Below are 23,164 nucleotides of genomic sequence, written 5' to 3'. Positions count from 1 at the left end.
TACCGGCGGGGTGCGGCGGGCGAGGCCGTACCGCTGCTGCGCCGGGCGCAGGAGCTCGCGCCCGGGGACGGGCTCATCGCTGCCTGGGCGCCGAAGATCCTGGGAGCGGAGAACTGATCGCTCAGAGCGAACAGTGAGCGGGGAACATTATCGGGGTCATGAACCTTTAGTCCATGTAACTCAACTTGCATGACCGGGGAGAAATCATGGCTTCGACCTCTGGAACGCTCACCCTGCCGGTGCTGCCGCTCGACGACGACGCGGTTCTCCCCGGCATGGTCGTCCCACTGGACCTTTCCGACCAGGACGTCCGTGCCGCTGTGGAGGCCGCGCAGGCGGCGGTTCGGGAGACCGGGGCGCACGCCCCGGGCATCAGGACGGTGGCGAACGCGCGCAAGGCGCGCGTGCTGCTCGTCCCGCGCGTCGACGGCGAGTACGGCGCGATCGGCACCGTCGCGACCGTCGAGCAGGTGGGCCGTCTCGCCGACGGCGATCCCGCCGCGCTCGTGCGCGGCGTGCGCCGCGTCCGCATCGGCGCCGGGACGACCGGCCCCGGCGCGGCGCTCTGGGTGGAGGCGGTCCCGGCCGAGGAGGCCGCCGTACCGTCGCCGCTGCCCGGCGCCATCACGGAGATCGTCACCGAGTACAAGGCGCTGACCACGGCGTGGCTGCAGAAGCGCGGCGCCTGGCAGGTCGTCGACCGCTTCACGCAGATCGACGGCGTCTCCGAGCTCGCCGACAACATCGGCTACGCGCCCTTCGTGACCGCGGCCGAGAAGGTCCGGGTCCTGGAGGAGCTGGACCCGGTGGCCCGGCTCAAGCTCGCCCTGCAGCTGCTCAAGGACCACCTGGCCGAGGCGGAGGTCCAGGAGACCATCCGCAAGGACGTCCAGGAGGGCATGGAGAAGCAGCAGAAGGAGTTCCTGCTCCAGCGCCAGCTGGAGGCGGTGAAGAAGGAGCTGGCGGACCTCAACGGCGAGCCCGACTCCGAGGAGGAGGACTACCGCGCCCGCGTCGAGGCCGCCGACCTGCCCCAGAAGGTCAAGGAGGCGGCGCTCAAGGAGGTCGAGAAGCTGGAGCGTTCCAGCGACGCGTCCCCCGAGGGCAGCTGGATCCGCACCTGGCTGGACACCGTCCTGGAGCTGCCCTGGAACAGCCGCACCGAGGACGCCTACGACATCGCCGGCGCGCGTGCGGTCCTGGACGCCGACCACTTCGGGCTCGACGACGTCAAGGAGCGCATCGTCGAGTACCTGGCCGTGCGCAAGCGCCGGTCCGACCGCGGCCTCGGGCTGGTCGGCGGCCGTCGCGGCGGCGCGGTGCTGGCGCTCGTCGGCCCGCCCGGCGTCGGCAAGACCTCGCTGGGTGAGTCCGTCGCCCGCGCCATGGGCCGTGAGTTCGTCCGCGTCGCCCTCGGCGGTGTCCGCGACGAGGCGGAGATCCGCGGCCACCGCCGTACCTACGTGGGCGCGCTGCCCGGCCGCATCGTGCGGGCCGTCAAGGAGGCCGGCTCGATGAACCCGGTCGTGCTGCTGGACGAGATCGACAAGGTCGGCTCGGACTACCGCGGCGACCCGGCGGCGGCGCTGCTGGAGGTCCTGGACCCGGCGCAGAACCACACCTTCCGCGACCACTACCTGGAGGTCGAGCTCGACCTCTCCGACGTGGTCTTCCTGGCCACCGCCAACGTGCTGGAGGCCATCCCCGAGCCGCTGCTCGACCGGATGGAGCTGGTGCGCCTGGACGGCTACACCGAGGACGAGAAGGTCGTCATCGCCCGCGACCACCTGCTCCCGCGCCAGCTGGAGCGGGCCGGCCTCGGCGCCGACGAGGTCGTCGTCGAGGAGGACGCGCTGCGCAAGCTCGCGGCCGAGTACACCCGCGAGGCGGGCGTGCGCACGCTGGAGCGCGCGGTCGCGCGCATCCTGCGGAAGGTCGCGGCGCAGAACGAGCTCGGCGAGGCGGGCGCGGAGCTGCCGCGCACCGTCCACGAGACCGACCTGCGCGGCCTGATCGGCCGGCCCCGGTTCACCCCGGAGCACGCGCAGGAGCCCGAGGAGCGGCGCACCGCCGTCCCCGGCGTGGCGACCGGTCTGGCCGTGACGGGCGCGGGCGGCGACGTCCTGTTCGTCGAGGCCTCGCTCGCCGATCCGGAGACGGGCGGCAGCGGGCTGACGCTGACGGGCCAGCTCGGTGACGTGATGAAGGAGTCCGCGCAGATCGCGCTGAGCTTCCTGCGGTCGCACGGGGCGGAGCTGGAGCTGCCGGTCACCTCGCTGCGCGAGCGCGGCATCCACATCCACGTCCCCGCGGGCGCGGTCCCCAAGGACGGCCCGAGCGCGGGCGTCACGATGACGACGGCCTTGGCCTCGCTGCTGTCCGGCCGGAAGGTGCGCCCGGAGGTCGCGATGACGGGCGAGGTGTCCCTCACCGGTCGCGTCCTGCCGATCGGCGGCGTGAAGCAGAAGCTGCTCGCGGCCGACCGGGCCGGGATCACCACCGTCCTGATCCCCTCGCGCAACGAGGCGGACCTGGACGACGTCCCGGCGGAGGTCCTGGAGCGCCTGACCGTCCACGCGGTCGCCGACGTCCGCCAGGTCCTCGACCTGGCGCTGGAGCCGGCGGCGGCCCTCCAGGAGTCCATCGCGGCGTAAGCCGCACGTCGGCTCCCGGCTGACGTCGCACGATCAGGGGCGCGGGGCCATCCGCACTGGATGGTTCCCCGCGCCCCTCGGCGTGCTGCAACTACAGCGTTCCGGTCACCGGATTCCGTCCGGTGAGGCAGTAGATCCCGTCCGCCGGGTCGCGCATCACGATCCAGTTCCCGTGCTCGGCGACGAACGTCGCGCCCAGGGCCTCGTGTGCCTCCCGGGTGGCCCAGCGGTCCGCGCAGGCGAGGTCGAGGTGGGCCCCGGTGGGCCGGGGTTCGTCCAGCCGGTGCAGCAGGAGGCGGACGGGGAGCTCGGCGGGGGACTGCACGACCCTGAACTCCTGCCGGGAGCCCTTGTCCACGGTCCAGCCGGTCAGCTCGGTCCAGAACTCGGTCTCGGCCTCGTAGGCCTCGGCCGGGATGTCGATCGTGACCTGGTCCACGCGGGTGCCCGCGAAGACCGGCGGACGCCGGTACTCCCGGTGCCAGGGGACCGCGCAGAACAGCTGCCCGGCGGGTGAGCGGAGGACGACCCACGCCCCGTGCTCCGCGACCACCTCCGCGCCCAGCGCCACGGCGTCGTCCGCCAGCGCCCTGGGGCGCTCGACCGCCAGGTCGAGGTGGCTGCCGTTCCCCTCGCCGACGGCCTGCAGCTTGAGGAAGGCGTCCTCGCCGCCGTTCGGCAGGAAGGTCGCGAACTCGCCGTCCGCGCCGCGCGGCGCGGACAGGGTCGTGTCGGTCACCGCCGTCCAGAAGGCGGCGGCCGCGTCGAAGCGGTCACGAGGACGGTCCACGAACGCGTACACCCAGCGGATCATGGTTCGCAGCGTAGCCTGCGTCACACCCGTCCCGTGCGGAGAACCGGAGGGCTCGCAGACGCGTTCCCAACCTTGAGACCGGACCTGCGACAATGCCACGGTTCTCGGAACGTCGGTGAAGTGTTGGGTGGGTGCAGAAGATGGGCGCACGGAGCTCGCGGAGCGCTGCCGTGGAGGTTGCACCGGGGGCGAAGCGCAGGCGGAACCTCGAACTGTTCCTCCTGCTCTTCGCCATCGCCGTGTGCGGCTTCGCCAAGGCGGACGCCGACCTGGGGCTGACCGGGAAGCTGTCGAGCGGCTTCCTCACGTCGGTGCTCGGCCTCGGCGTGCTCGCGATCGCGGCGCACCTCGTGGTGCGGCGCTGGGCTCCGTACGCGGACCCGCTGATCCTGCCGCTGGCCGTGGTCCTGACCGGACTGGGGCTGGTGCTGATCGACCGGCTCGACACGTCGTACATCAAGGTCTACAACTCGACCGCGGCCGCACCGAACCAGGTGATGTGGACGGTCATAGCCGTCGTCGTGTTCGCGGGCCTGGTCGCCTTCGTCAAGCACCACCGCGTGCTCGCGCGGTACACCTACCTGCTGATGGCGGGCTCGCTGATCGCTCTGGTCGCGCCTGCCTTCTTCGGCCAGGACCAGTATGGTGCCCGCCGCTGGATCCGGCTGGGCCCGCTGCAGTTCCAGCCCGGTGAGTTCACCAAGATCGCGATCATCGTCTTCTTCGCCAGCTACCTGATGGCCAACCGCGACGCCCTCGCGCTGGTCGGCCGGAAGGTGCTCGGCATCGCACTGCCGCGCGGCCGCAACATGGGGCCGATCCTGGTCGTCTGGGCCGTCAGCCTCGTCGTCCTGGTCTTCGAGTCCGACCTCGGCACCTCGCTGATCTTCTTCGGCGCGTTCATCATCATGCTGTACGTCGCCACCGAGCGGACCGGATGGGTCGTTCTCGGCGGCCTGATGGCCGTGGGCGGTGCGGTCGCGGCGGGCACCTTGGTGACGCACGTCAAGTACCGCGTCAACAACTGGCTCGACCCGATGGCGTACTACGGGACCCCCTCACCGCAGGGCTCCTCGCCGCAGCTCGCCGAGTCGCTGTTCAGCCTCGGCCACGGCGGGCTGCTCGGCACCGGGCTCGGCAAGGGCGATTCCTGGCTGATCGGCTTCGCCGGCCGCAGCGACTGGATCCTCTCCACCGTCGGCGAGGAGCTCGGGACCGCTGGGATCATGGTGGTGCTGGTGCTCTACCTGATGCTGGGCCAGCGCGGCATGCGCACGGCTGTCCGGCTGACCGACCCCTTCGGCAAGCTCCTCGCGGCGGGCCTCGCAGCCGCGCTGGTGCTCCAGGTCTTCGTCGTGGCGGGCGGTGTCATCGGCCTGATTCCGCAGACCGGTAAGGCCCTGCCGTTCCTCGCCCAGGGTGGTTCCTCGACGGTGGCCAACTGGCTGATGATCGCCCTGCTGATCAAGCTGAGCGACGCCGCCGGCCGCGCCGAGATGGAGCCCAAGCCGGACCCGAACGAGACCCTGACGATCTCCGCCGAGGAGATCGCCCGCGCCCAGGCCGAGATGGAGCAGGCGGGCAACTGACCGGTGCGCGGGGGGATCCCCGTGGGGGCTTTCCGGCCGCGGAAGCCGAGCTCCTGATGATGCCCTCGGCGCCGCCGACGCGGCTCAGGGCGTCAGCAGCCGTCCGGTGGTCGCGTCGACGTACGCGGTACCGGCGGCTTGCCCGTTCACTCCCATGGGGAAGGCCCAGGCGACGCGCCACGCGCCCGCCTCACGACGGACGAGCAGCAGCCCGGGGCCGGTCGGACTCGGCTCGGCGGTCGCGGAGGTCCTCGCGACGGAAGCAAGCGCTTGCTGTTCCGTCAGCGTGGTCGGCGGCAGACGGGCCGGGTCGGGGGTGTCCTGCACGAGCAAATCCCTGACGTGTCCCACCGTGTCGATCCCGACGGTGAACCGCATCGGCATGAGGACGCCGTTCACCACCCGTCTGATGTCGATGTCCCAGCCGAGCCGACCGTCTGCTGCCGACTGGATGTCGGCGGTCGAGCCCTTGAGAACATCGGGGAAGTGCTCGGCCGCGTAGCGTCGGGCGATGGCTGCGGCGTCACTTGCACTCGAGGGACGCTGGGTTCCGGCGACGGGGAACGAAGTCGCCTGGTCGGCGGGGACCCCCTGCTGTTCCGGGCGAAGGTTCACCACGAGCTGCGACGGGTTGGAACCACCCGGCCAGGTCAGTGAAGCCGACCCGCCGTCGAGGTTCACCAGAACGACGTGATCCGTCGATATGTAGGAGACGCCGCTGATCCGGTAGGTGGTGCCGAAAGCCTGCTTGAGAGCGCGCTCGACGGCTGTGCGCATGCTGGGGCTCGCGTCACTGATGCCGGAGGGGGCCGCGAGGACCGGCTGGACGCAGCTGAGGAATACGGTGAGACAGACGCCCGCAGTGCCGAGGGCTCCGATGAGGACCGGCCGCAGGTGGATCGTCAGTGACACCGAGCGGCTGGCCAGGACCAGGAGAGACCAGGCGAGTCCGGCGCCCACAGCCGCACCCAGGGTGTTGGCCGTCCAATCGGTGCTGTCGCAGGTACGGGCCAGCGGGGCCACGGTCGCCTGAGTGACCTCGATGGCGAGACTGAGGGCCGAGCCCATGAGAAGGGCGACCAGCGGCGACCGGAACACGAGGACCGCCAGGGCGCTCATCGGGACGAAGAGCGCGATGTTGAGCTGCCCCTGTTCCGTGAGAAAGGCGTCCGCCCAATGCGGGTTGATCGTGCAGGTGTATCGGGCGTGACCCGATGAACCCATGAAGACGAGGCACAGGACGCCGGCGACCGAGGCCGAGAACATCGCCCCGGACCACGGCCTCGTGAATTTCTTGATTCCGTACAGAAGGCTCGTCGCGCCCACGAAGAGGCAGAGTCCGAGCGAGCCCCAGAGATCGGTCGACCGACCGTGAAAGAATGCCTGGATCATCCGTAGGTCCGTTGGTCATGGAGACGCCCTCCCCGTCGTCCAGCAAGGGGAGGGCGGCGACTTCAGGTCGCGTTCGGATCAGCAGTTGCCCACGTAGGGCGTGGTGTAGATGCCGGAACCGCTCACGTTCATGTAGCCCTGAGTGGTCTTGCAGTTGCTGAGGTTTCCGGACACGGTCTTGGAGTACGAGTTGGTCGTGCCGGACGACTGGTAGCCCCAGCCGCTCCACTGCGTGCTCATGCCGCTGAACGGGGCGGACCAGCCGAACTGACGGTAGATCTGACCGCCGCCGGACTTGTAGTACGACGTCGACAGAGCCTTCGCCTGGCTGCTGTAGTTCGATGACGCGTAGTGATCGAGGACGCCGTTGCTCAGCGACGAACAGGTCTCGTACGGGGAGATGTGTCCGTCACTCGGGCAGCTGGTGGCAGCGTGTGCCGGGGCCGCCAGGACGACCGCGCTCGCGAGCAGGATGCCTCCGAGGCCGGTCCCTGCGGCGATCTTCTTCTGCGTGTTCTTCTTCATGCCCTGTCTCTCTTCATCCGTACCCGGTCGATCACTTCCAGCCGGGACGATCAAATTCCGGACGAGGCTAACGAGCTTGATCAGCCGCCCAAAGATGATCTTGAGCCATTGGTTGGCTGAAAAACATCACAGGATGCGGTTTCCCCCGAATGGTGGGAGGCGGTCCCCGTCGTATTGGGGGGAGAATTTCCGGTCTGCCGGCATCTTTTCCAGCCGACCGGCGGCCCGGGGCCCCCGGTCGGGGGCACGGGTCCTCCTCAGCGGAAGACGCCCGTGTGCCCGAGGGAGTAGCGTCCCGGCTGGGGGTAGACGCACAGGCCGTGCGGGCCTTCCCCGACCGGGATCCTCGCCAGCAGCCTTCCGTCGGCAGTCGACATCGCGTAGACGACGGAGTTGTAGCGGCCGGAGAGCCACAGGACCTTGCCGTCGGCGGAGACGCCGCCCATGTCGGGGCTGCCGCCGCCGGGGATGAACCACTTGTGGATCAGCTTGCCGGTGGCGAAGTCCAGGACCGAGATCGAGCCCTCGCCGCGGTTGGAGATGTAGAGGTACCTGGAGTCCCGGCTGACGTAGAGGCCGTGCGCGCCCGCGCCCGTCGGCAGCAGGGTGGGCTTGGAGAACGTGTCGCCGTTCAGCTCCCACACGCCGTTCGCGATCATGTCGGCGACGTACCAGACCTTGCCGTCGGGGGAGATCTTCACGTCCTGCGGCATCGAGCCGGTGAACGGGATCTTCTGCTTGTCGACGATCTCCATCTTCGCCGTGTCGACCTTGAGCAGGTCGCCGGAGAACTCGCAGGAGACGATGAAGTAGCGCCCGTCGGGGGAGAAGTCGGCGTGGTTGACGCCGTCGCACTGGGACGGGATCGCCTTGACGGTCTTCATGGTGTGGGCGTCGCGGAAGACCAGCTGGTGGTCGGCGGAGGCCATCACCACCGCGTACTTGCCGTCGGGCGTGAAGTAGAGGTTGTACGGGTCGTGCACGTCGACGGTGCGGCCCGCCTTGCCGGTGGCGGGGTCGATCGGGGTGAGGGTGTTGCCGAGGTCGTTGTTGACCCAGAGGGTCTTCAGGTCCCAGGACGGGACGACGTGCTGCGGCTCGTTGCCGACCGGGATGGTGTCGATGACCTTGTAGGTGGCCGGGTCGATCACGGTGACCGTGTTGGAGAGCGTGTTGGGCACGTAGACGCGCGAGGGGAAGCCCTTCACCACGGGCGACATCTGGTTCGGCCGGTCGGCCGCGTAGACGTCCTTGGGGTCGACCAGCGGGGGCATGCCCGGCAGGTCCGCGTCACCGCTCTTGGCCTGGGCGGCGGCAGCGGCGGCGGCCGAGCGCGCGGCGGCCGCCTGCTGCCGCGCGCCCACCGCGTTCGTGTCGGCCGGGCCGCCGGAGCTGCAGGCGGTGGGCACCAGCAGCGTGGCGACGCTCAGGGCGGCGGCGGTGGCAAGGCGGTGAGTGCGCATCAGCTCAGCAGCTCCGAGGTCGTGACAGCGCGGAGGCCGCGCTGCTGGAGGCCGTCAAGGATGGCGGGCAGCGCGGCGACGGTGCCGCTGTGCCCGAAGTGCATCGACACCACCGACCCGGCGCGGACCTGGCTGAGCACGGTGTGCGTCACGGCGCTCGCGCCGGGGTCGGTGTAGTCGAGGGAGTCCAGGTCGTAGGAGAGGCAGTGGGCGTATCCCGCCCGGCGGGCCTGGGCGGCGACCACGGCCGTGCAGTCCTGGGCCTGCGAGGGCCGGAACCAGGGCCCGATCGAGCCGGTCAGCTGCCGCAGGCGCTGCGCGCAGCGCTCGATCTCGGCGTAGGCCGCGTCCGCGGAGAGCGTGGAGATCGCGACGTGGTTCTGGGTGTGGTTGCCCAGCTCGTGGCCGCCGTCGAGGACGCTCCGCGCCATCTCCGGGTAGCTGTCCAGCCAACTTCCCACCGCCATCACGGTGATCTTCGCCCCCGCCCGCTCCGCCTCGGTGAGCAGCGAACGGGCGATGGCTGGGTCGCCCTGACCGTGGAAGGTGAGCGCCACCCGGTCGGCGGTCGTCGGCCCGGAGCGGATCTCGAACGGCAGCTCCGCGGCCGGCGCGACGGCCGGTGCGGCGGTGGCCGACGACGTGCCCGTCCGTGACGTGGTGCCTGGCTGCGACGTGCCGGCGTTCCGCGACGGCGTCGGCGTCGCGGTGGGCACGGTGGGCGTGCCGCTGCCGCAGGCGCTCAACATGGACGCGGCGGCACCGAGCGTGGCGGCGCGCAGGACGTGGCGGCGGTCCAGGGGGCTCACCGTCCCGACGGTATGCGGAACGTCACATATCCGCGCGCCGAGACTCTGACGGACGATCGGAGTCGGCAGTTCGGCGGAACACAGGCGGAACAAGGAGATCAGGTGCTCACAACCGACCGGAAAGAGCTCCCTTTCGACGTGCCGGGGTTGCGTGCCTTCCTCGGGGAGGACGGGATCGCCGTCCTGCTGCTGGACCGGCCGGAGAAGAAGAACGCCCTGACCCGCGCCCAGTGGGAGGCCCTGCCGGGCGTGCTCACCCGACTGGCCGCCGAGCCCGGCCTGCGCGTGCTGCTGCTGACGGGCGCGGGCGGCGCGTTCTCCGCGGGCGCGGACATCGGCGAGCTGGCCGACGTCTACGCGAGCCCCGAGGCCGCCGACGAGTACCACGCCGTCAACGTCGCCGCGGAATCGGCGCTCGCGGCCTTCCCGCATCCCACGCTGGCGGTCGTGGACGGCCCGTGCGTCGGCGGCGGCTGCCAGCTCGCGGTCGCCTGCGACCTGCGGTTCGCCGCGCGCGGCGCGCGGTTCGGGATCACCCCGGCCAAGCTCGGCATCGTCTACCCGTCCGTGCCCACGGCGCGCCTGGCCCGGCTCGTCGGCCCTGCGCGTGCGAAGTATCTGCTCTACTCCGCCGAACTGGTGACGGCGGACCAGGCCCTGGTCTTCGGCCTGGTCGACGAGGTCGTGGACGAGGTCCACGAGCGTGCGACCGCCTTCGCCCGGGTGCTGGCGTCGCGCTCGGCGCAGACACAGGGCGCGGTCAAGGCCGTCGTGGACGCGGTGGTGACGGGCGGCGACGCGCAGGCCGCCGCCGAGCCGTGGGAGCGCGCGTCGCGGACCACGCCGGACGTGCGCGAGGGGCTGGCCGCGTTCCTGGAGCGGCGCGCGCCGCGGTTCTGACCCCGCTGCCCTCGGCGCGCCTGCTCCGGCCCAAGCCGTCCGGAAAATAGCTTGATGTCCGTTTCATTCCAGACCGGAACGGACGGACCTGATGGCCAGTGGAGTGACCGGGAGCAGGGGCGCGGCCGGCCGTCGCGGGTTCCTCGCGGAGCTCAGGGACGCCGTCAACGGGCGCACCGCGCTGCTCGTGATCGCGGTGCTCGGGCTCCAACTGGGCTTCATCGTGTCCTACATCGGCGCGCTGCATCACCCCTACCCGTACCAGGCGTCCATCGGCGTCGTCGCTCCGCCGCAGGCGAGCGCGCAGGCCGTGGCGAACCTCAACGGGCTGCCGAACGACGTCCTCGACGCCCGGCCGGTCGCCGACGAGGCGACGGCCGTCCAGCAGATCAAGGACCAGAAGATCTACACGGCCCTGGTCATCGCCCCGACCGGCACCCGGGACACGCTGCTCGTGGCCAACGCTGCCGGTCCGGCCCTGGCCACCGCGGTCACCCAGATCGTCACCCAGGCCGAGGCGCAGCAGGGCCGCACGGTCGCGGTCACGGACGTCGTCCCGCTCGCGCCGGGCGACGCCGAGGGGCTCTCGTCCTTCTACCTGGCCGTCGGCTGGTGCGTGGGCGGCTACCTGGTCGCCTCCCTGCTCGGCATCAGCGCGGGCACCCGCCCGGCCAACGTCCAGCGCGGGATCATCCGGCTCGGCGCGCTGCTGCTCTTCTCGATGGCCGCGGGCCTGGGCGGCGCGCTGATCGCGGGACCGATCCTGGGCGCGCTGCCGGGGAGCATCGTCGCGCTGTGGGGCGTCGGCACCATGGTGGTCTTCGGGGTGGGCGCGGTGACGATGGCGCTGGAGTGCTTCTTCGACGTCATCGGCATCGGCATCGCGGTCCTGCTCTTCGTCATCCTCGGCAATCCGAGCGCGGGCGGCGTCTTCCCGCCCCCGCTGATGCCGCCCTTCTGGCGCGCGATCGGCCCCTGGCTGCCCAACGGCGCGGGCACGGACCTCAACCGGTCGATCGCGTACTTCCACGGCACGGACATCCTGCGTCCGCTGCTGGTCCTCTCGGCCTGGATCGTGGTCGGCGTCGGCCTCACCCTGCTCGCCTCCGCCATGCGCCGCGGCCCCGGCCGCCCCGACCTCCCCGCCCCGCCGTCCGCGCCCTCGTCCCACGCCGCCGCCCCGACCCAGGAGACGCCCTGAGCACGGCCGTCGGCGACCGCGGCCCGGGTGGTGGGACGCCCTTCGCCTTCGGCCGCGAAGCGCGGCAGGATGCGGCGCCCGCCGAGTCCCCGGCCAGGGTGGATCGCTCAGCGTCGCCGGTTCGAACTACGCCCCCGCGGGGCGACAACGCGCTGACGGGCGGACAGCCGCTGCGTGCGCAGGACTGTCCGCCCGTCAGATCGAGGGTCTCCCGGCCGGAGGCCGGGGGAGTGCTACTTGTGCCCGATGAGGTAGAAGCCGTAGCCCACCGCGCTCGCGCACAGCGCGAAGCTGAGGACCGCGGCGCTCAGGGAGGCGACGGCGGCGCCGCCCGTCGTGCGCTCGCGGCGCGAGAGCGCCGACATGCCGAGGCAGAACGCGGCGACCACCGCGACGGTGATGACGACGCTTGCGCCGAAGGTGCTGCCGAGCGCAGACCAGTTGATGTTCATCGTGATGCTCCTCAGGCCGCGACGGGCGCGGCCGGGGCCGCCGGGTCGACCGACGGCACGGGGGACGCCGGGGTGATCTCGTGGGCGACGACGTTGGCCGCGTCGACCTTCTGGCGGCGCGACAGGACGAAGATGGTGGCCGCCACGCCCGCGCCGATCAGGCCGAGCGCGGTCTCGCCCCACGCGCCCTGGTCGGCCAGCAGCACGCCGAGGCCGCCGGCCAGACCCGCGGCCGGGAGGGTGAGCAGCCACGCGTACGCCATCCGGCGTGCCGTGGACCAGTGCACGACGCCGTTCGCGCGTCCCTTGCCGGCGCCCATGATGCCGCCGGAGCAGACGTGCGTGGTGGACAGGCCGAAGCCCATGTGGGAGGAGGTCAGGATGACCGTCGCCGCCGCGCTCTGCGCGGTGAGGCCCTGGGCCGGCTCGATCTCGGAGATGCCGGTGCCCATGGTGCGGATGATGCGCCAGCCGCCGACGTAGGTGCCCAGTGCCATGGCGAGGCCGGCGGCCAGGATGACCCACAGCGGCGGGTTGGAGCCGGGGGCCAGCGAACCGGCCGTGATCAGGGTGAGCGTGATGACGCCCATCGTCTTCTGGCCGTCGCTGGTGCCGTGCGCGACGGAGACGAGCATCGCCGAGGCGACCTGCCCGGCCTTGAAGCCCCTGGAGTTCACCTGCTCGTCACCCTTGCGGGTCATCCGGTAGGCGATCTTGGTGGCGGCCCAGGCCGCCGCCCCGGCGACGATCGGGGAGGCGACGGCCGGGATGATGATCTTCGTCATCACCACGTCGAAGTGGACGCCGTGGCTGCCGACGGCGAACAGCGTCGCGCCGATCAGTCCGCCGTACAGGGCGTGCGAGGAGCTGGACGGGATGCCGCGCAGCCAGGTGACGAGGTTCCAGACGATGGCGCCGATCAGGGCCGCGAAGACGATCTGCGGCTTGAGTCCGGCCTTCTCGTCGAGGATGCCGCCGGAGATGGTCTTGGCGACGGCGACCGACAGGAAGGCGCCCGCGAGGTTCAGTACCGCGGAGATCGCGACGGCGAGCTTGGGCCGCAGCGCTCCGGTGGCGATCGAGGTGGCCATCGAGTTGGCCGTGTCGTGGAAGCCGTTGGTGAAGTCGAAGGCGAGAGCCGTGATCACTACGGCGGTCACCAGGAACGATACGTGTTCCATGCCCAAACAATCGTCTCAGCGGAGGCGTGCACGGCGGTCGCCGCGACCGTGACCGTAGGGAGCCCGAGTGAACGGAAGGTTAACTACGAACCGATTCAGAGTTGATGGGGGCGCGTAAGCATGACAAAAGGGTCGCAAGCCGACGTCTGCTGACAGGGCTCGCCCTTGCGGCCGTTGGGCTCCCCCGTTCACACCGTGTTCGTCTCTCCCTGTGGTGAGTGGTGCGTCACATTCACGCCCGCGCGGTCCGCTGGGCCTCCGGGTGTGAGTGCTCTCAGAATCGGCCGGAACGGCGGGTGCGTACTGCCGTGTTCCGACGGGGCATGGGAGGATCACCCGTGCACGCACCGGGGGGTGTGTTTCGGGGCGTATTCGGGGTGTGCCGCGGGGAGCGGCACAGGACGAAGGGGCTGGGGCGAGTGCTGAGCATCGGCGGCATGGAACGGCGTCCGTGGTTGCGGGGAGTCCTGCGCTGCGGACTGATGCTCGCGGCGGCCTCGCTCGCGGTGCTGCCGGCCGCCGGGTCGGCCTCCGCGACACCCGCCGGCGGAAGCGGCGGCACGTCGAGCACCGGCTCGATCACCGGGCAGGCCGGGCTCGCCAACCTCAGCCAGGCCGAGAAGGCGCTGCTGCCGATCCTGACCCGCCTGCACAACCTCTACCAGCAGGTGGAGGCGGCCACCCAGCAGTACGACTCGCTCACCGAGCAGCTGAACCAGGCCCAGACGAACGTCATGGAGATCGACGTCCAGGTCACGGACTCGAAGACCCAGGTCGCCGAGGGCACGGAACTGGCAGGCGAGTTCGCCTCGCAGCAGTACCGCGACGGCGGGCTCTCGCAGATCGCCCAGATCGTCTTCGCCGCCGACCCGGACGCCGCCATCCACGGCAAGGAACTGCTGGACGCGGCGGCCCGCTCCCAGGCGGACCTGCTGCGCCAGCTCTCCGACGACCAGGCCGCGCTCACCGCGTCGGAGACCGCGGCGAAGGCCGCGCAGGCGCGCGTCGCCCAGCTCGTCGCCGCGCAGGGCAAGCAGAAGGACGCCGTCAACAAGGAGCTGACCGGTCTCGAACAGCTGGTCAGCGGGCTGACCGGCGCGCAGCGGGATCTGCTGTCGCAGCTGGAGCAGAAGGAGGCCAACGCGGCGCAGTTGGCGCTGCTGGCCTCCGGCGTGCTCGGCAAGGCGGGCGAGAAGCCGTCCGCGGCCGGCGCCGCGGCGGTCGCCTACGCCTTCGCGCAGCTCGGCAAGCCGTACGTCTGGGGCGGCGCGGGGCCCAAGGTCTTCGACTGCTCGGGCCTCACCTCGCAGGCATGGCTCGCCGCGGGCGTCCCGATCCCGCGCACCAGCCAAGAGCAGTGGGCCCAGCTGACCCACATCCCGCTGGACCAGCTGCGCCCCGGCGACCTGATCCTCTACTTCCAGGGCGCGACGCACGTCGCGATCTACATCGGCGGCGGCATGGTCATCCAGGCCCCGCACCCCGGCGCGTTCGTGGACATCGCGCCGATCGCCCAGAACCCGATCCTCGGCGCGGTCCGCCCGGACCCCCAGGACGCCTCGCTCGGCAGCTACAACCCGCCGACGCCTCCGGCGGGTTCGCAGAACCCGCAGCCGATAGGCCCGACCCTGCCGCCGACCCCGAAGCCCACGCCCACGCCCACCCCGAAGCCCACGCCTAAGCCGACCCCGTCCCCGACCACCGGGCCCTCGCAGTCGCCGTCGCCCACGCCGACGCCGAGCCCGAGCGGTTCGTCCTCCGGCAGCCCCTCCCCGAGCCCGTCCCTGTCGGTGACGTCGTCGGCCTCGGTCTCTCCCTCGGCGGTGTCGTCCGCGACCACGAGCACCAAGGTCGCGCTGGGCCCGAAGCCGTAAGGGCTCCAAAGCCGTAAGGGCCCGAAGCCCTCAGGGGCTCGGGCCCGGCGCCGACCAGGTCGGTGACTACGCCTTCTGGAGCTCCGTCCCGGGCTCCTTCTCGAGACGGATCACGACCGACTTGGACGTCGGGGTGTTGCTGGTCTCGGCGGTGCTGTCCAGCGGGACCAGGACGTTGGTCTCCGGGTAGTACGCCGCCGCGCACCCCCGTGTCGTGGGGTAGAGGGCGACCCGGAAGTGCGGCGCCCGGCGCTCCACGCCGTCACGCCACTCGCTGACCAGGTCCACGTACTCGCCCTCGGCCACGCCGACGGCGGTCGCGTCCTCGGGGTTCAGCAGGATCACCCGGCGGCCGCCGGTGATGCCGCGGTAGCGGTCGTCGAGGCCGTAGATCGTGGTGTTGTACTGGTCGTGCGAGCGCAGCGTCTGGAGCAGCAGGCGGCCCTGCGGCACCTTCGGCGCCGTCATCTCGTTGACGGTGAAGTTCGCCTTGCCCGTCGTGGTCGGGAACGCCCGCTTGTCACGCGGCCCGTGGGGGAGCGCGAAGCCGCCGGCGGCCTTGATCTTCGTGTTGTAGTCCTCGAAGCCCGGGATGACGCGGGCGATGCGATCGCGGATGTTGCTGTAGGAGGCGTTGAAGTCCTCCCAGGGCACGGTGTTCTGCGGACCGAGGGTGCGCCGCGCGAGCTTGCACACGATCGCGACCTCGGACAGCAGGTCCGTTGTCGGCGGCTTCAGTGCGCCACGCGAGGCGTGGACCATGCCCATCGAGTCCTCGACGGTGACCTGCTGCGGACCGGAGGCCTGGCGGTCCAGGTCGGTGCGGCCGAGCGTCGGCAGGATCAGCGCGCGGGCGCCGGTGACCACGTGCGAGCGGTTGAGCTTGGTCGAGACGTGCACGGTGAGGCGGCAGTTGCGCATGGCCGCCTCGGTCACCTCCGTGTCCGGCGACGCGGCGACGAAGTTGCCGCCCATCGCGAAGAAGACCCGCACCCTGCCGTCGCGCATGCCGCGGATGGAGTCGACCACGTCCATGCCGTGCTCGCGCGGCGGGTCGAAGTGGAACTCCTTGCCGAGGGAGTCCAGGAACGCGGCGGCCGGGCGCTCGAAGATGCCCATGGTGCGGTCGCCCTGGACGTTGCTGTGCCCGCGCACGGGGCAGACGCCGGCGCCGGGCCTGCCCACGTTGCCGCGCAGCAGCAGGAAGTTGACGACCTCGCGGATGGTGGGCACCGAGTGCTGGTGCTGGGTGAGGCCCATCGCCCAGCAGACGATGATCTTCTCGGAGCGGAGCACCAGCTGGGACAGTTCCAGGATCTGGCTGTCCGGAAGGCCCGTCGCGGCGTGGACGTCGGCCCAGTCGGTGCGCTTGGCCTCGGCGGCGAACTCCTCGAAGCCGGCGCAGTGCTCCTCGATGAAGGCGCGGTCCAGCACCGTGCCGGGGGCCTTCTCCTCGGCCTCCAGCAGCAGCAGGTTGAGCGCGCGGAAGAGCGCGAGGTCGCCGCCGAGACGGATCTGCAGGAACAGGTCGGTCAGCTTGGTGCCGATGCCGACCAGACCCCGCGCGTTCTGCGGGTTCTTGAACCGTTCGAGCCCGGCCTCGGGCAGCGGGTTGACGCTGACGATCGTCGCTCCGGCCCGCTTGGCGCGCTCCAGCGCGGAGAGCATGCGCGGGTGGTTGGTGCCCGGGTTCTGCCCGGCGACGATGATCAGGTCCGCCTGGTAGAGGTCCTTCAGGTGGACGCTGCCCTTGCCCACGCCGAGCGTCTCCACCAGCGCGGAGCCGGAGGACTCGTGGCACATGTTGGAGCAGTCGGGCAGGTTGTTGGTGCCGAGCTGCCGGGCGAAGAGCTGGTAGGCGAAGGCCGCCTCGTTGGAGGTGCGTCCGGAGGTGTAGAAGACGGCCTGGTCCGGCTCGTCCATCGCCTTCAGCTCGTCGGCGACGAGCTGGAGCGCGTCGTCCCATGACAGCGGCGTGTAGTGGGTGGCGCCCTCGTCCAGCAGCATCGGCGTGGTCAGGCGGCCCTGCTGGCCGAGCCAGTAGCCGCTGCGCTCCGCGAGCTCCTCGACGGAGTGCTCGGCGAAGAACTCCGGCCCGATCCGGCGCAGGGTCGCCTCCTCGGCGACGGCCTTGGCGCCGTTCTCGCAGAACTCGGCGGCGTGGGTGTGCTCCGGCTCCGGCCAGGCGCAGCCGGGGCAGTCGAAGCCGTCCGGCTGGTTGAGCTTCAGCAGCGTCTTGACCGCGCGCGGCAGACCCATCTGCGCCGCGGCGATCCGCGTGGTGTGCCTCAGCGCGGGCACGCCCGCCGCGGCGTGGGCCGGGTCACCGGTCGTGGGCGCGTCCTGCACCGGGTCCGTGACGGGAGCCTTGCGGGCCATGCGTCCCACCTTTCCTTCGCTGCGGCTTCGCCGTGGTCGACCCGCACATCTTTCCACTAGGCCGCAAGGGGAGTGAATAGGCCCATTCAGAGAATCTCGGAACGCTCGGCCGCCTGTTGCTACTCGTCCGTATCGCGGGCGCCCCATGGCCCGGATCGGTCGTGACCTGCTAGAAACGGATCTCCTTCTCTCCAGCGACGGTGGGCGACCGGACCGTCCCGATCGCAAGGTGGGTGATTCGCAGGTGCGACTCCTGCGCGTAGGACCTGCGGGCTCCGAGCGACCCGCGCTGCTGCTGACCGCGACCGCGGAGGCCGCGCACGACCTGTCGGCGGTGACGCCCGACATCGACGGCGCGTTCCTCGCCTCGCTGACGCCCGAACGCCGGGCGGACCTCGCCGTGCGCGCGACCGCCGGCGAGTTCCCGCTCCTGCCCCTGGCCGGAGCACGTGTCGGCGCGCCGGTGGCGCGCCCCGGCAAGGTCGTCTGCATCGGCCTCAACTACCGTGACCACGCCGAGGAGACGGGCCAGGCGATCCCGGCCGAGCCGGTCGTCTTCATGAAGGCCGCCGACACCGTCGTCGGCCCCCACGACGAGGTCCTCGTCCCGCGCGGCAGCGCGAAGACGGACTGGGAGATCGAACTCGCCATCGTCATCGGCGCCCGTGCCCGCTACCTCGACTCCCCGGCGGACGCCGACTCCGTGATCGCGGGCTACGCGATTAGCAACGACGTCTCCGAGCGCGAATGGCAGCTGGAGCGCGGCGGCACCTGGGACAAGGGCAAGTCCTGCGAGACCTTCAACCCGCTCGGCCCCTGGGTCGTCACCGCGGACGAGGTCCCCGACCCGCAGTCCCTGGGCCTGCGCCTCCGGGTCAACGGCGAGGTCCGCCAGAACGGCTCGACCGCGAACATGATCTTCGACGTGCGCCACGTCGTCTGGTATCTCAGCCAGTTCATGGTCCTGGAGCCGGGTGACATCGTGAACACCGGCACCCCGGCTGGCGTGGCCATGGGCACCCCGGGCCAGCCGTGGCTCCAGCCGGGCGACGTCATGGAGCTGGAGATCGACGGCCTCGGCGCGCAGCGGCTGCCGGTGGGCAAAGCGTAACCCTTCTCCGGCGCGCCGGAGGTTGCAGCACTCAGGGGCGCGGGGCTGTGCCGACATGCGGCTCCGCCGACATGCGGTTCCCGCCGCGTGGGCGCGGGCAACCACCGGCGTGCGGATGGCCCTGCGCGTTCGGCGGCTCACCTCCCAGGGATGGGGGGCACCTCCCGGCCGAAGGCAGCGGGATGGTCGCGCAGTTCCCCGCGCCCCTGGACAGTGCGACCTTCCCCCGCCCGAAGCCTTCCTCTCAGCCCTCGGAGAGCAGCAGTCCGCCCAGGCCTTCGATGAGCTTCGCGCCCGGCCCGACGCCGTCGTAGTGCGCCAGCAACCGCCGCAGCACCGCCGCGCTCTGCGCGTCGTGCAGGGCCGTCACCGCGAACATCGCCACGAACTGGTCCACCAGCCAGTCCCGCAGCGACTCCACGTCGCCGACATCGCCCTCGTCGAGGGAGGTCAGCGCGGTTGCCTCGACGACCGCGATCCACGAGCGGATCAGCAGGCCGAGGCGCGGGCCGGGGTCCGCGACCTCCAGATGCTGGACGATGCTGCGGAACGCCGCCCGCCGGACCTCGTCGACCATCGCCGTCGTGCGGTGCGTCTCCACCGCCGAGCCGCCGCGCAGCAGCGCGCCGTAGCCGGCCGCGTGCTCGTGGACGAAGGAGAGGTAGCGGTCCAGTGCGTGCGCGAGGCGTTCCGTGGGGGAGCCGTCCGCCGGTTCCACGAACCGGCTGATCAGCTCGCTGGCCGCGCTCTTGAGTGCGGCCTCGTACAACTGCTGCTTCCCGCCGGGGAAGTAGCGGTAGACGAGCGGCCGCGACGCCTCCGCCGCGGCGGCGACGTCGTCGAGGGAGACCTCCTCCGGCGCGCGGCGGCTGAACAACTCCAGCGCCACCGCGATCAACTGCTCGCGGCGCTGCTCGACCGGCAGCCGCCGGTACGGTCCGCGGCGTGCGCGTGGCGCAGCCGGGGCCTTCGCCGCAGCCGGGGCCTTCGCCGGGGCCGGGGCCGCAGCCTGGGCCGGAGCCTGGGCCTTCGGCACGGCCGAGGGGGTCTGGTCGACGGTCGCTCGGGTCGTCACGCGCCCACCTTACGCCGCCGAGGTCCGCCCGGAGCAGGGCGAAGTCCCTCTCGCGCGGGCGGAATCCCGCAGGCGGAGCACCTCCTTCGGGCGGTCTGCGATCTGATCGTTCCCGGCGCGGGGGAAGATCCAGGCAGAATGGCGGCATGGAACGTGTCGCGCGGGTAGCCCGCCACGTCTGGCGCTACATCTGTGCGGCGCCCGGCACCTACCTGTGGTTGCTCTTCCTGGGCCTGAACACCATCGCGCTGACGCAGATGCCGCCCCGCTACCGGCACTGGTGGCTGGAGACCCACAGCACCAACCTGGCCGAGCTCAGCCACCACCCGGTCAAGGTCCTGATCAGCAGCGCGTTCTGGACGCAGACGCCGAGCTTCCTCTTCTGGTTCGTGGTGTTCAACATCTTCCTGGTGCCGGTCGAGCGGCGGCTCGGCACCGCCCGCTGGCTCGCCGTCGTCGCCCTCGCGCACGTGGGCGCGACGCTGATCAGCGAGGGCACGGTGCGCCTGCTCATCGACGCCGGACTGGACTCGCGCAGAGAGGTGTTCACGTTGGACATCGGCGTGAGCTACGGCGTGGCCGGCGCGGTCGGGGTGCTGGTGTGGCTCATCGACCGGCCGTGGCGGTGGTGGTACCTGGCGATCACGGCCGTCTTCTTCGCGCTGCTGCTCGCCTCCGGCACCGACTACACAAACCTCGGTCATCTGTGCGCCTATCTGATCGGCCTGGCCTGTCGGCCCCTGACACGGGGAAAGACGGACCCGGGGATCGACCCGCGCAAGGTCATCCGGGGTGTACGGCAACGGGTAGGGAAAAGTCAGGGTTAGCACCCCGCTCCGTGGTGCAAGATGCTCGCATGGCAGACTCCCTCACCCCGCGCGGAATCGCCGACGACTATGTCGACGCGATGGCCCGCCAGAATCCCGCCGTCGCCGCCTCCCTCGGCCTCCACCCGGACGATCGGCGCCAGCCCGACCTGTCCCCGGCCGGTTTCGAGGCCGAGGCCGAGCTCGCCCGCAAGGCGCTCGCCGCGTTGGACGCCCTGCCGGCCGAGGCCCTCGAGGACCGCGCCGAGGCCGCCTGCGCCCGGCTGCTGCGCGAGCGCCTGACCGCGGAACTCGCCGTGCACGACGCCGGCGACCACTTCCGCTCGCTCAACAACATCGCCTCGCCGGTCCACATGGTCCGCGCGATCTTCACGATGACGCCGAGCGCGACCGAGGCCGACTGGGAGCTGCTCATCGAGCGGATGGCCAACACGGCCGCGGCCGTCCGCGGCTACCAGCAGACCCTCGCCGAGGGCCTGCGCCGCGGCCTGGTCAGCGGGCCGCGCCAGGTCAGCACCGTGATCGAGCAGCTCGGCGCCTGGTTCGAGGACGAGGACAGCTGGTACAGCGGCTTCGCCGCGGACTGCCCCGAGGCACAGCGTCCCGCCCTGGACGCCGCCGCCGAGCCGGCCGCCGCCGCGATCGCCGAGTTCCGCGCCTTCCTGCGGGACGAGTACACGCCCGTCGCCGCCGACCGTCCCGACACCGCCGGCCGCGAGCTCTACCTGCGCTCCGCCCGCCTGCACACCGGCGCGGACCTGGACCTCGACGAGGCCTACGCCTGGGCGTGGACCGAGTTCCACCGCCTCGAGGCGGAGATCCGCGCCGAGGCGGACAAGGTCAAGCCGGGCGCGACGCCGCAGGAGGCGATCGAGTACCTGGAGACCTCCGGCCACGCGATCGAGGGCGTCGAGGAGATCCGCACCTGGCTCCAGGCCCGCATGGACGAGGCCATCGAGGCCCTCGACGGCACGCACTTCGACATCCAGGGCAAGATCCGTCGCGTCGAGTCCCGGATCGCGCCCGCGGGCAGCGCCGCCGCGCCGTACTACACCGAGCCGAGCCTGGACTTCTCCCGCCCCGGCCGCACCTGGCTGCCGACGATGGGCCGCGAGACCTTCCCGACCTGGCAGCTCGTCAGCACCTGGTACCACGAGGGCGTTCCGGGCCACCACCTCCAGCTCGCGTCCTGGGTCGCGGCGGCGGATCAGCTCTCCACGTACCAGGTCACCCTCGGCGGCGTGAGCGCCAACCTCGAGGGCTGGGCGCTGTACGCGGAGCGGCTGATGGACGAGCTCGGCTTCTTCGGCGACCCGGGCCGCCGGCTCGGCTTCCTGGACGAGCAGATGCTGCGCACCATCCGCGTCATCATCGACATCGGCATGCACCTCGGCTTCGCCATCCCGGCGGACTCGCCGTTCCGCCCCGGCGAGACCTGGACCGCGGAGCTGGCCACGGAGTTCTTCGCGGCCTACAGCGGCAGCCCGGCGGACATGCGCGAGAGCGAGATCACCCGCTACCTCGGCTGGCCCGGCCAGGCCATCGGCTACAAGCTCGGCGAGCGCGCCTGGCGCGCCGGCCGCGAGGCGGCCAAGGCGGCGCACGAGGCCCGGGGCGAGGAGTTCGACCTGAAGGCCTGGCACATGAAGGCCCTGTCCCAGGGCAGCTTCGGCCTCGACGACCTGATCTCCGAGCTCACGGCCCTGTAGGCCCTCCCCCTCGCTCCCGCGCCACCAGGCGCGTGCGCCCGCACCCCCGACAGGCGGCCCTCCAGGGCCGCCTGCCCGTCGGCGCCGCGCGCCGGCGGTGCGCGGCCTCACGGCCGGCCGGGGCGGGAAGTGCTTGGTGGCGGGCGGCCTTCAGCGGAGCCTGCCTGTGACGCGCCGTGTGTTGGCTGTGCGCGCGGGGTCCCGGCCTCAGGCGTGGGGGTGCTGTCCAGTGGGGGCGACCTCCCGGCGGCAGTTGCCCTTCATGCGCCGTGCGTTGGCCGTGTGCGCGGGGCTCCGGTCGTCAGGCGTGGGAGTAGCGCCCGTTGGCGGGCCACCCCGGAGGCCCCTGCCCCTGACGCAGGACGACGCACGCGCGAAGCGCCCGCCGGACGGCCTGGGCCGGTGGCTGTCGGCGAGTGGCCCTCAGCGGCAGCCACGCGCCTGGGCGGCGCGCGTTGCCGCCACGGGAATCCGCACGCCCCTCTGTCGCGGATTCCCGGCTGCCGGAGGCCCCACCGGATACGGTGGGGTCTCGGCGACCTGAGGGGGTCTCGTGGAGCGGGAATTCGTCGCGGAGTCGCGGCTGGACTCCGTCACCGTGTACGCCTCCGGGGCGTTGTGCCGGCGACGGGTGGTCGTGGCGCGGCAGTGGACGGGAGCAGCGCGCCTGCGTGTCAGCGGCCTGCCGCTCGTCGCGGACGCGGCGTCCCTGCGCGCCCGCGCGGTCACCCCGGGCGTCCGGGTGACGGACGTGCGGCGGGAGGTGCGCGCCGAGCCGCAGGAACCCGAGCGCCTCGCGGAGTTGAAGCAGCGCGTCGACGCCGCCGAGGGGGCCTACGACGCGGCGTACGCGCGGCGGGAGCGCCTCGCCGCGCGGGTCGACGCGACGGCGTCGCTCCGGGCGGCGCCGCCCGCGCCGAGGCGTGGGGACCCACCCAGGCCCGCGCCGGTCGAGGCGTTCCTCGCGCTCGCCGAGTTCGTCGACACGCGGCTCGCCGCCCTGCACACGCGGCTGCTCGACGCGGAGGACGCGGTCACCCGCGCCTCGCACGAGCTGGACCTCGCCCGGCACCGTCTCGCCGAGGCGTCCAACGCCATGCCGACCGAGACCACCCGCACCACCGCCGACGCCGTCCTGACTCTCACCGTCGACGAGCAGCCCGCCGAGCACTCCGACCCCGACCCCGACCCCGACCCCGACCCGGCCCC

General features: G+C 71.7%; 18 protein-coding genes. 9 read left to right on the top strand and 9 right to left on the bottom strand.

The window, feature by feature from the left end:
• The first annotated feature begins 206 nt into the window (after positions 1-206).
• A complete protein-coding gene (gene lon / locus TR50_RS33380; protein ID WP_042431158.1) occupies positions 207-2,654 on the top strand; it encodes an endopeptidase La in 2,448 nt (815 codons plus the stop codon).
• Between the two features lie 91 nt (positions 2,655-2,745).
• Here lon and TR50_RS33375 read toward each other — a convergent pair whose 3' ends face one another.
• Positions 2,746-3,468 carry a VOC family protein gene (locus TR50_RS33375; protein WP_042431156.1) on the bottom strand — a complete coding sequence of 241 codons (723 nt, stop codon included), beginning with the start codon at positions 3,466-3,468 and terminating at the stop codon, positions 2,746-2,748.
• A gap of 140 nt (positions 3,469-3,608) precedes the next feature.
• Here TR50_RS33375 and TR50_RS33370 point away from each other — a divergent pair, with 140 nt between their 5' ends.
• Complete coding sequence (locus tag TR50_RS33370) at positions 3,609-5,057, top strand: FtsW/RodA/SpoVE family cell cycle protein (RefSeq protein ID WP_042431193.1); 1,449 nt, start codon at positions 3,609-3,611, stop codon at positions 5,055-5,057.
• Positions 5,058-5,141: 84 nt separating this feature from the next.
• Here TR50_RS33370 and TR50_RS43170 read toward each other — a convergent pair whose 3' ends face one another.
• From TR50_RS43170 to TR50_RS33350, 4 genes are all read right to left on the bottom strand, one after another.
• A complete protein-coding gene (locus TR50_RS43170; RefSeq protein ID WP_160311229.1) occupies positions 5,142-6,323 on the bottom strand; it encodes a VanZ family protein in 1,182 nt (393 codons plus the stop codon).
• 204 nt (positions 6,324-6,527) lie between these two features.
• The gene (locus TR50_RS33360) at positions 6,528-6,974 is read right to left on the bottom strand and encodes a hypothetical protein (protein ID WP_042431154.1); all 447 of its coding nucleotides are present in this window, start codon (positions 6,972-6,974) and stop codon (positions 6,528-6,530) included.
• A gap of 257 nt (positions 6,975-7,231) precedes the next feature.
• Positions 7,232-8,437 (bottom strand): YncE family protein, encoded by a 1,206-nt coding sequence (locus TR50_RS33355; RefSeq protein ID WP_042431152.1) that lies wholly within the window; start codon positions 8,435-8,437, stop codon positions 7,232-7,234.
• Complete coding sequence (locus tag TR50_RS33350) at positions 8,437-9,246, bottom strand: polysaccharide deacetylase family protein (protein WP_042431150.1); 810 nt, start codon at positions 9,244-9,246, stop codon at positions 8,437-8,439. Before TR50_RS33350 ends, TR50_RS33355 begins: the two co-directional genes overlap by 1 nt.
• Positions 9,247-9,384: 138 nt before the next feature.
• Here TR50_RS33350 and TR50_RS33345 point away from each other — a divergent pair, with 138 nt between their 5' ends.
• Both TR50_RS33345 and TR50_RS33340 read left to right on the top strand, forming a co-directional pair.
• Positions 9,385-10,146, top strand: coding sequence for an enoyl-CoA hydratase/isomerase family protein (locus TR50_RS33345; protein WP_439654266.1), 762 nt, complete (start codon positions 9,385-9,387; stop codon positions 10,144-10,146).
• A 91-nt stretch (positions 10,147-10,237) separates the two neighbouring features.
• Complete coding sequence (locus TR50_RS33340; RefSeq protein ID WP_042431147.1) at positions 10,238-11,347, top strand: ABC transporter permease; 1,110 nt, start codon at positions 10,238-10,240, stop codon at positions 11,345-11,347.
• 233 nt (positions 11,348-11,580) lie between these two features.
• Here the strand turns inward: TR50_RS33340 and TR50_RS33335 are convergent, their stop codons facing one another.
• Both TR50_RS33335 and TR50_RS33330 read right to left on the bottom strand, forming a co-directional pair.
• Complete coding sequence (locus tag TR50_RS33335) at positions 11,581-11,799, bottom strand: hypothetical protein (protein ID WP_042431145.1); 219 nt, start codon at positions 11,797-11,799, stop codon at positions 11,581-11,583.
• A gap of 11 nt (positions 11,800-11,810) precedes the next feature.
• Positions 11,811-12,980 carry an inorganic phosphate transporter gene (locus tag TR50_RS33330; RefSeq protein WP_042431143.1) on the bottom strand — a complete coding sequence of 390 codons (1,170 nt, stop codon included), beginning with the start codon at positions 12,978-12,980 and terminating at the stop codon, positions 11,811-11,813.
• Between the two features lie 437 nt (positions 12,981-13,417).
• On the opposite strand from TR50_RS33330, the gene TR50_RS33325 reads away from it, so the two are divergent.
• On the top strand, positions 13,418-14,854 hold the full coding sequence (locus tag TR50_RS33325) for a C40 family peptidase (RefSeq protein WP_152648780.1): 1,437 nt from the start codon (positions 13,418-13,420) through the stop codon (positions 14,852-14,854).
• A 66-nt stretch (positions 14,855-14,920) separates the two neighbouring features.
• Here TR50_RS33325 and TR50_RS33320 read toward each other — a convergent pair whose 3' ends face one another.
• Complete coding sequence (locus TR50_RS33320; protein WP_042431141.1) at positions 14,921-17,233, bottom strand: FdhF/YdeP family oxidoreductase; 2,313 nt, start codon at positions 17,231-17,233, stop codon at positions 14,921-14,923.
• A 244-nt stretch (positions 17,234-17,477) separates the two neighbouring features.
• Between TR50_RS33320 and TR50_RS33315 the strand changes: the two genes are divergently transcribed.
• Positions 17,478-18,344 (top strand): fumarylacetoacetate hydrolase family protein, encoded by an 867-nt coding sequence (locus TR50_RS33315; protein ID WP_042431139.1) that lies wholly within the window; start codon positions 17,478-17,480, stop codon positions 18,342-18,344.
• A gap of 244 nt (positions 18,345-18,588) precedes the next feature.
• On the opposite strand, the gene TR50_RS33310 is transcribed toward TR50_RS33315, so the two are convergent.
• Positions 18,589-19,419, bottom strand: coding sequence for a TetR/AcrR family transcriptional regulator (locus tag TR50_RS33310; RefSeq protein ID WP_084701389.1), 831 nt, complete (start codon positions 19,417-19,419; stop codon positions 18,589-18,591).
• Positions 19,420-19,565: 146 nt separating this feature from the next.
• On the opposite strand from TR50_RS33310, the gene TR50_RS33305 reads away from it, so the two are divergent.
• The 3 genes from TR50_RS33305 to TR50_RS33295 form a co-directional block, all read left to right on the top strand.
• Positions 19,566-20,246: a rhomboid-like protein gene (locus tag TR50_RS33305; RefSeq protein WP_042431137.1), complete on the top strand. Its 681-nt coding sequence runs from the start codon at positions 19,566-19,568 to the stop codon at positions 20,244-20,246.
• A gap of 29 nt (positions 20,247-20,275) precedes the next feature.
• Positions 20,276-21,955, top strand: a complete 1,680-nt coding sequence (locus tag TR50_RS33300) for a DUF885 domain-containing protein (protein ID WP_042431135.1) — start codon at positions 20,276-20,278, stop codon at positions 21,953-21,955.
• A 553-nt stretch (positions 21,956-22,508) separates the two neighbouring features.
• A partial coding sequence (locus TR50_RS33295; protein WP_042431133.1) for a DUF4140 domain-containing protein occupies positions 22,509-23,164 on the top strand: 656 nt, incomplete at its 3' end.

It is taken from the genome of Streptacidiphilus anmyonensis (assembly GCF_000787855.1).
GTDB classification, from domain to species: Bacteria; Actinomycetota; Actinomycetes; order Streptomycetales; family Streptomycetaceae; genus Streptacidiphilus; species Streptacidiphilus anmyonensis.
The sequence above is the reverse complement of the archived record's forward strand: the minus strand, read 5'-3'. Positions and strand labels throughout refer to the sequence as shown.

Bases quoted from the DNA above. Each gene is read 5' to 3' on its own strand.
- lon (WP_042431158.1), top strand. From the start codon at position 207: ATGGCTTCGACCTCTGGAACGCTCACCCTGCCGGTGCTGCCGCTCGAC.
- TR50_RS33375 (WP_042431156.1), bottom strand. From the start codon at position 3,468: ATGATCCGCTGGGTGTACGCGTTCGTGGACCGTCCTCGTGACCGCTTC.
- TR50_RS33370 (WP_042431193.1), top strand. From the start codon at position 3,609: ATGGGCGCACGGAGCTCGCGGAGCGCTGCCGTGGAGGTTGCACCGGGG.
- TR50_RS43170 (WP_160311229.1), bottom strand. From the start codon at position 6,323: ATGTTCTCGGCCTCGGTCGCCGGCGTCCTGTGCCTCGTCTTCATGGGT.
- TR50_RS33360 (WP_042431154.1), bottom strand. From the start codon at position 6,974: ATGAAGAAGAACACGCAGAAGAAGATCGCCGCAGGGACCGGCCTCGGA.
- TR50_RS33355 (WP_042431152.1), bottom strand. From the start codon at position 8,437: ATGCGCACTCACCGCCTTGCCACCGCCGCCGCCCTGAGCGTCGCCACG.
- TR50_RS33340 (WP_042431147.1), top strand. From the start codon at position 10,238: ATGGCCAGTGGAGTGACCGGGAGCAGGGGCGCGGCCGGCCGTCGCGGG.
- TR50_RS33335 (WP_042431145.1), bottom strand. From the start codon at position 11,799: ATGAACATCAACTGGTCTGCGCTCGGCAGCACCTTCGGCGCAAGCGTC.
- TR50_RS33330 (WP_042431143.1), bottom strand. From the start codon at position 12,980: ATGGAACACGTATCGTTCCTGGTGACCGCCGTAGTGATCACGGCTCTC.
- TR50_RS33325 (WP_152648780.1), top strand. From the start codon at position 13,418: ATGGAACGGCGTCCGTGGTTGCGGGGAGTCCTGCGCTGCGGACTGATG.
- TR50_RS33320 (WP_042431141.1), bottom strand. From the start codon at position 17,233: ATGGCCCGCAAGGCTCCCGTCACGGACCCGGTGCAGGACGCGCCCACG.
- TR50_RS33305 (WP_042431137.1), top strand. From the start codon at position 19,566: ATGGAACGTGTCGCGCGGGTAGCCCGCCACGTCTGGCGCTACATCTGT.
- TR50_RS33300 (WP_042431135.1), top strand. From the start codon at position 20,276: ATGGCAGACTCCCTCACCCCGCGCGGAATCGCCGACGACTATGTCGAC.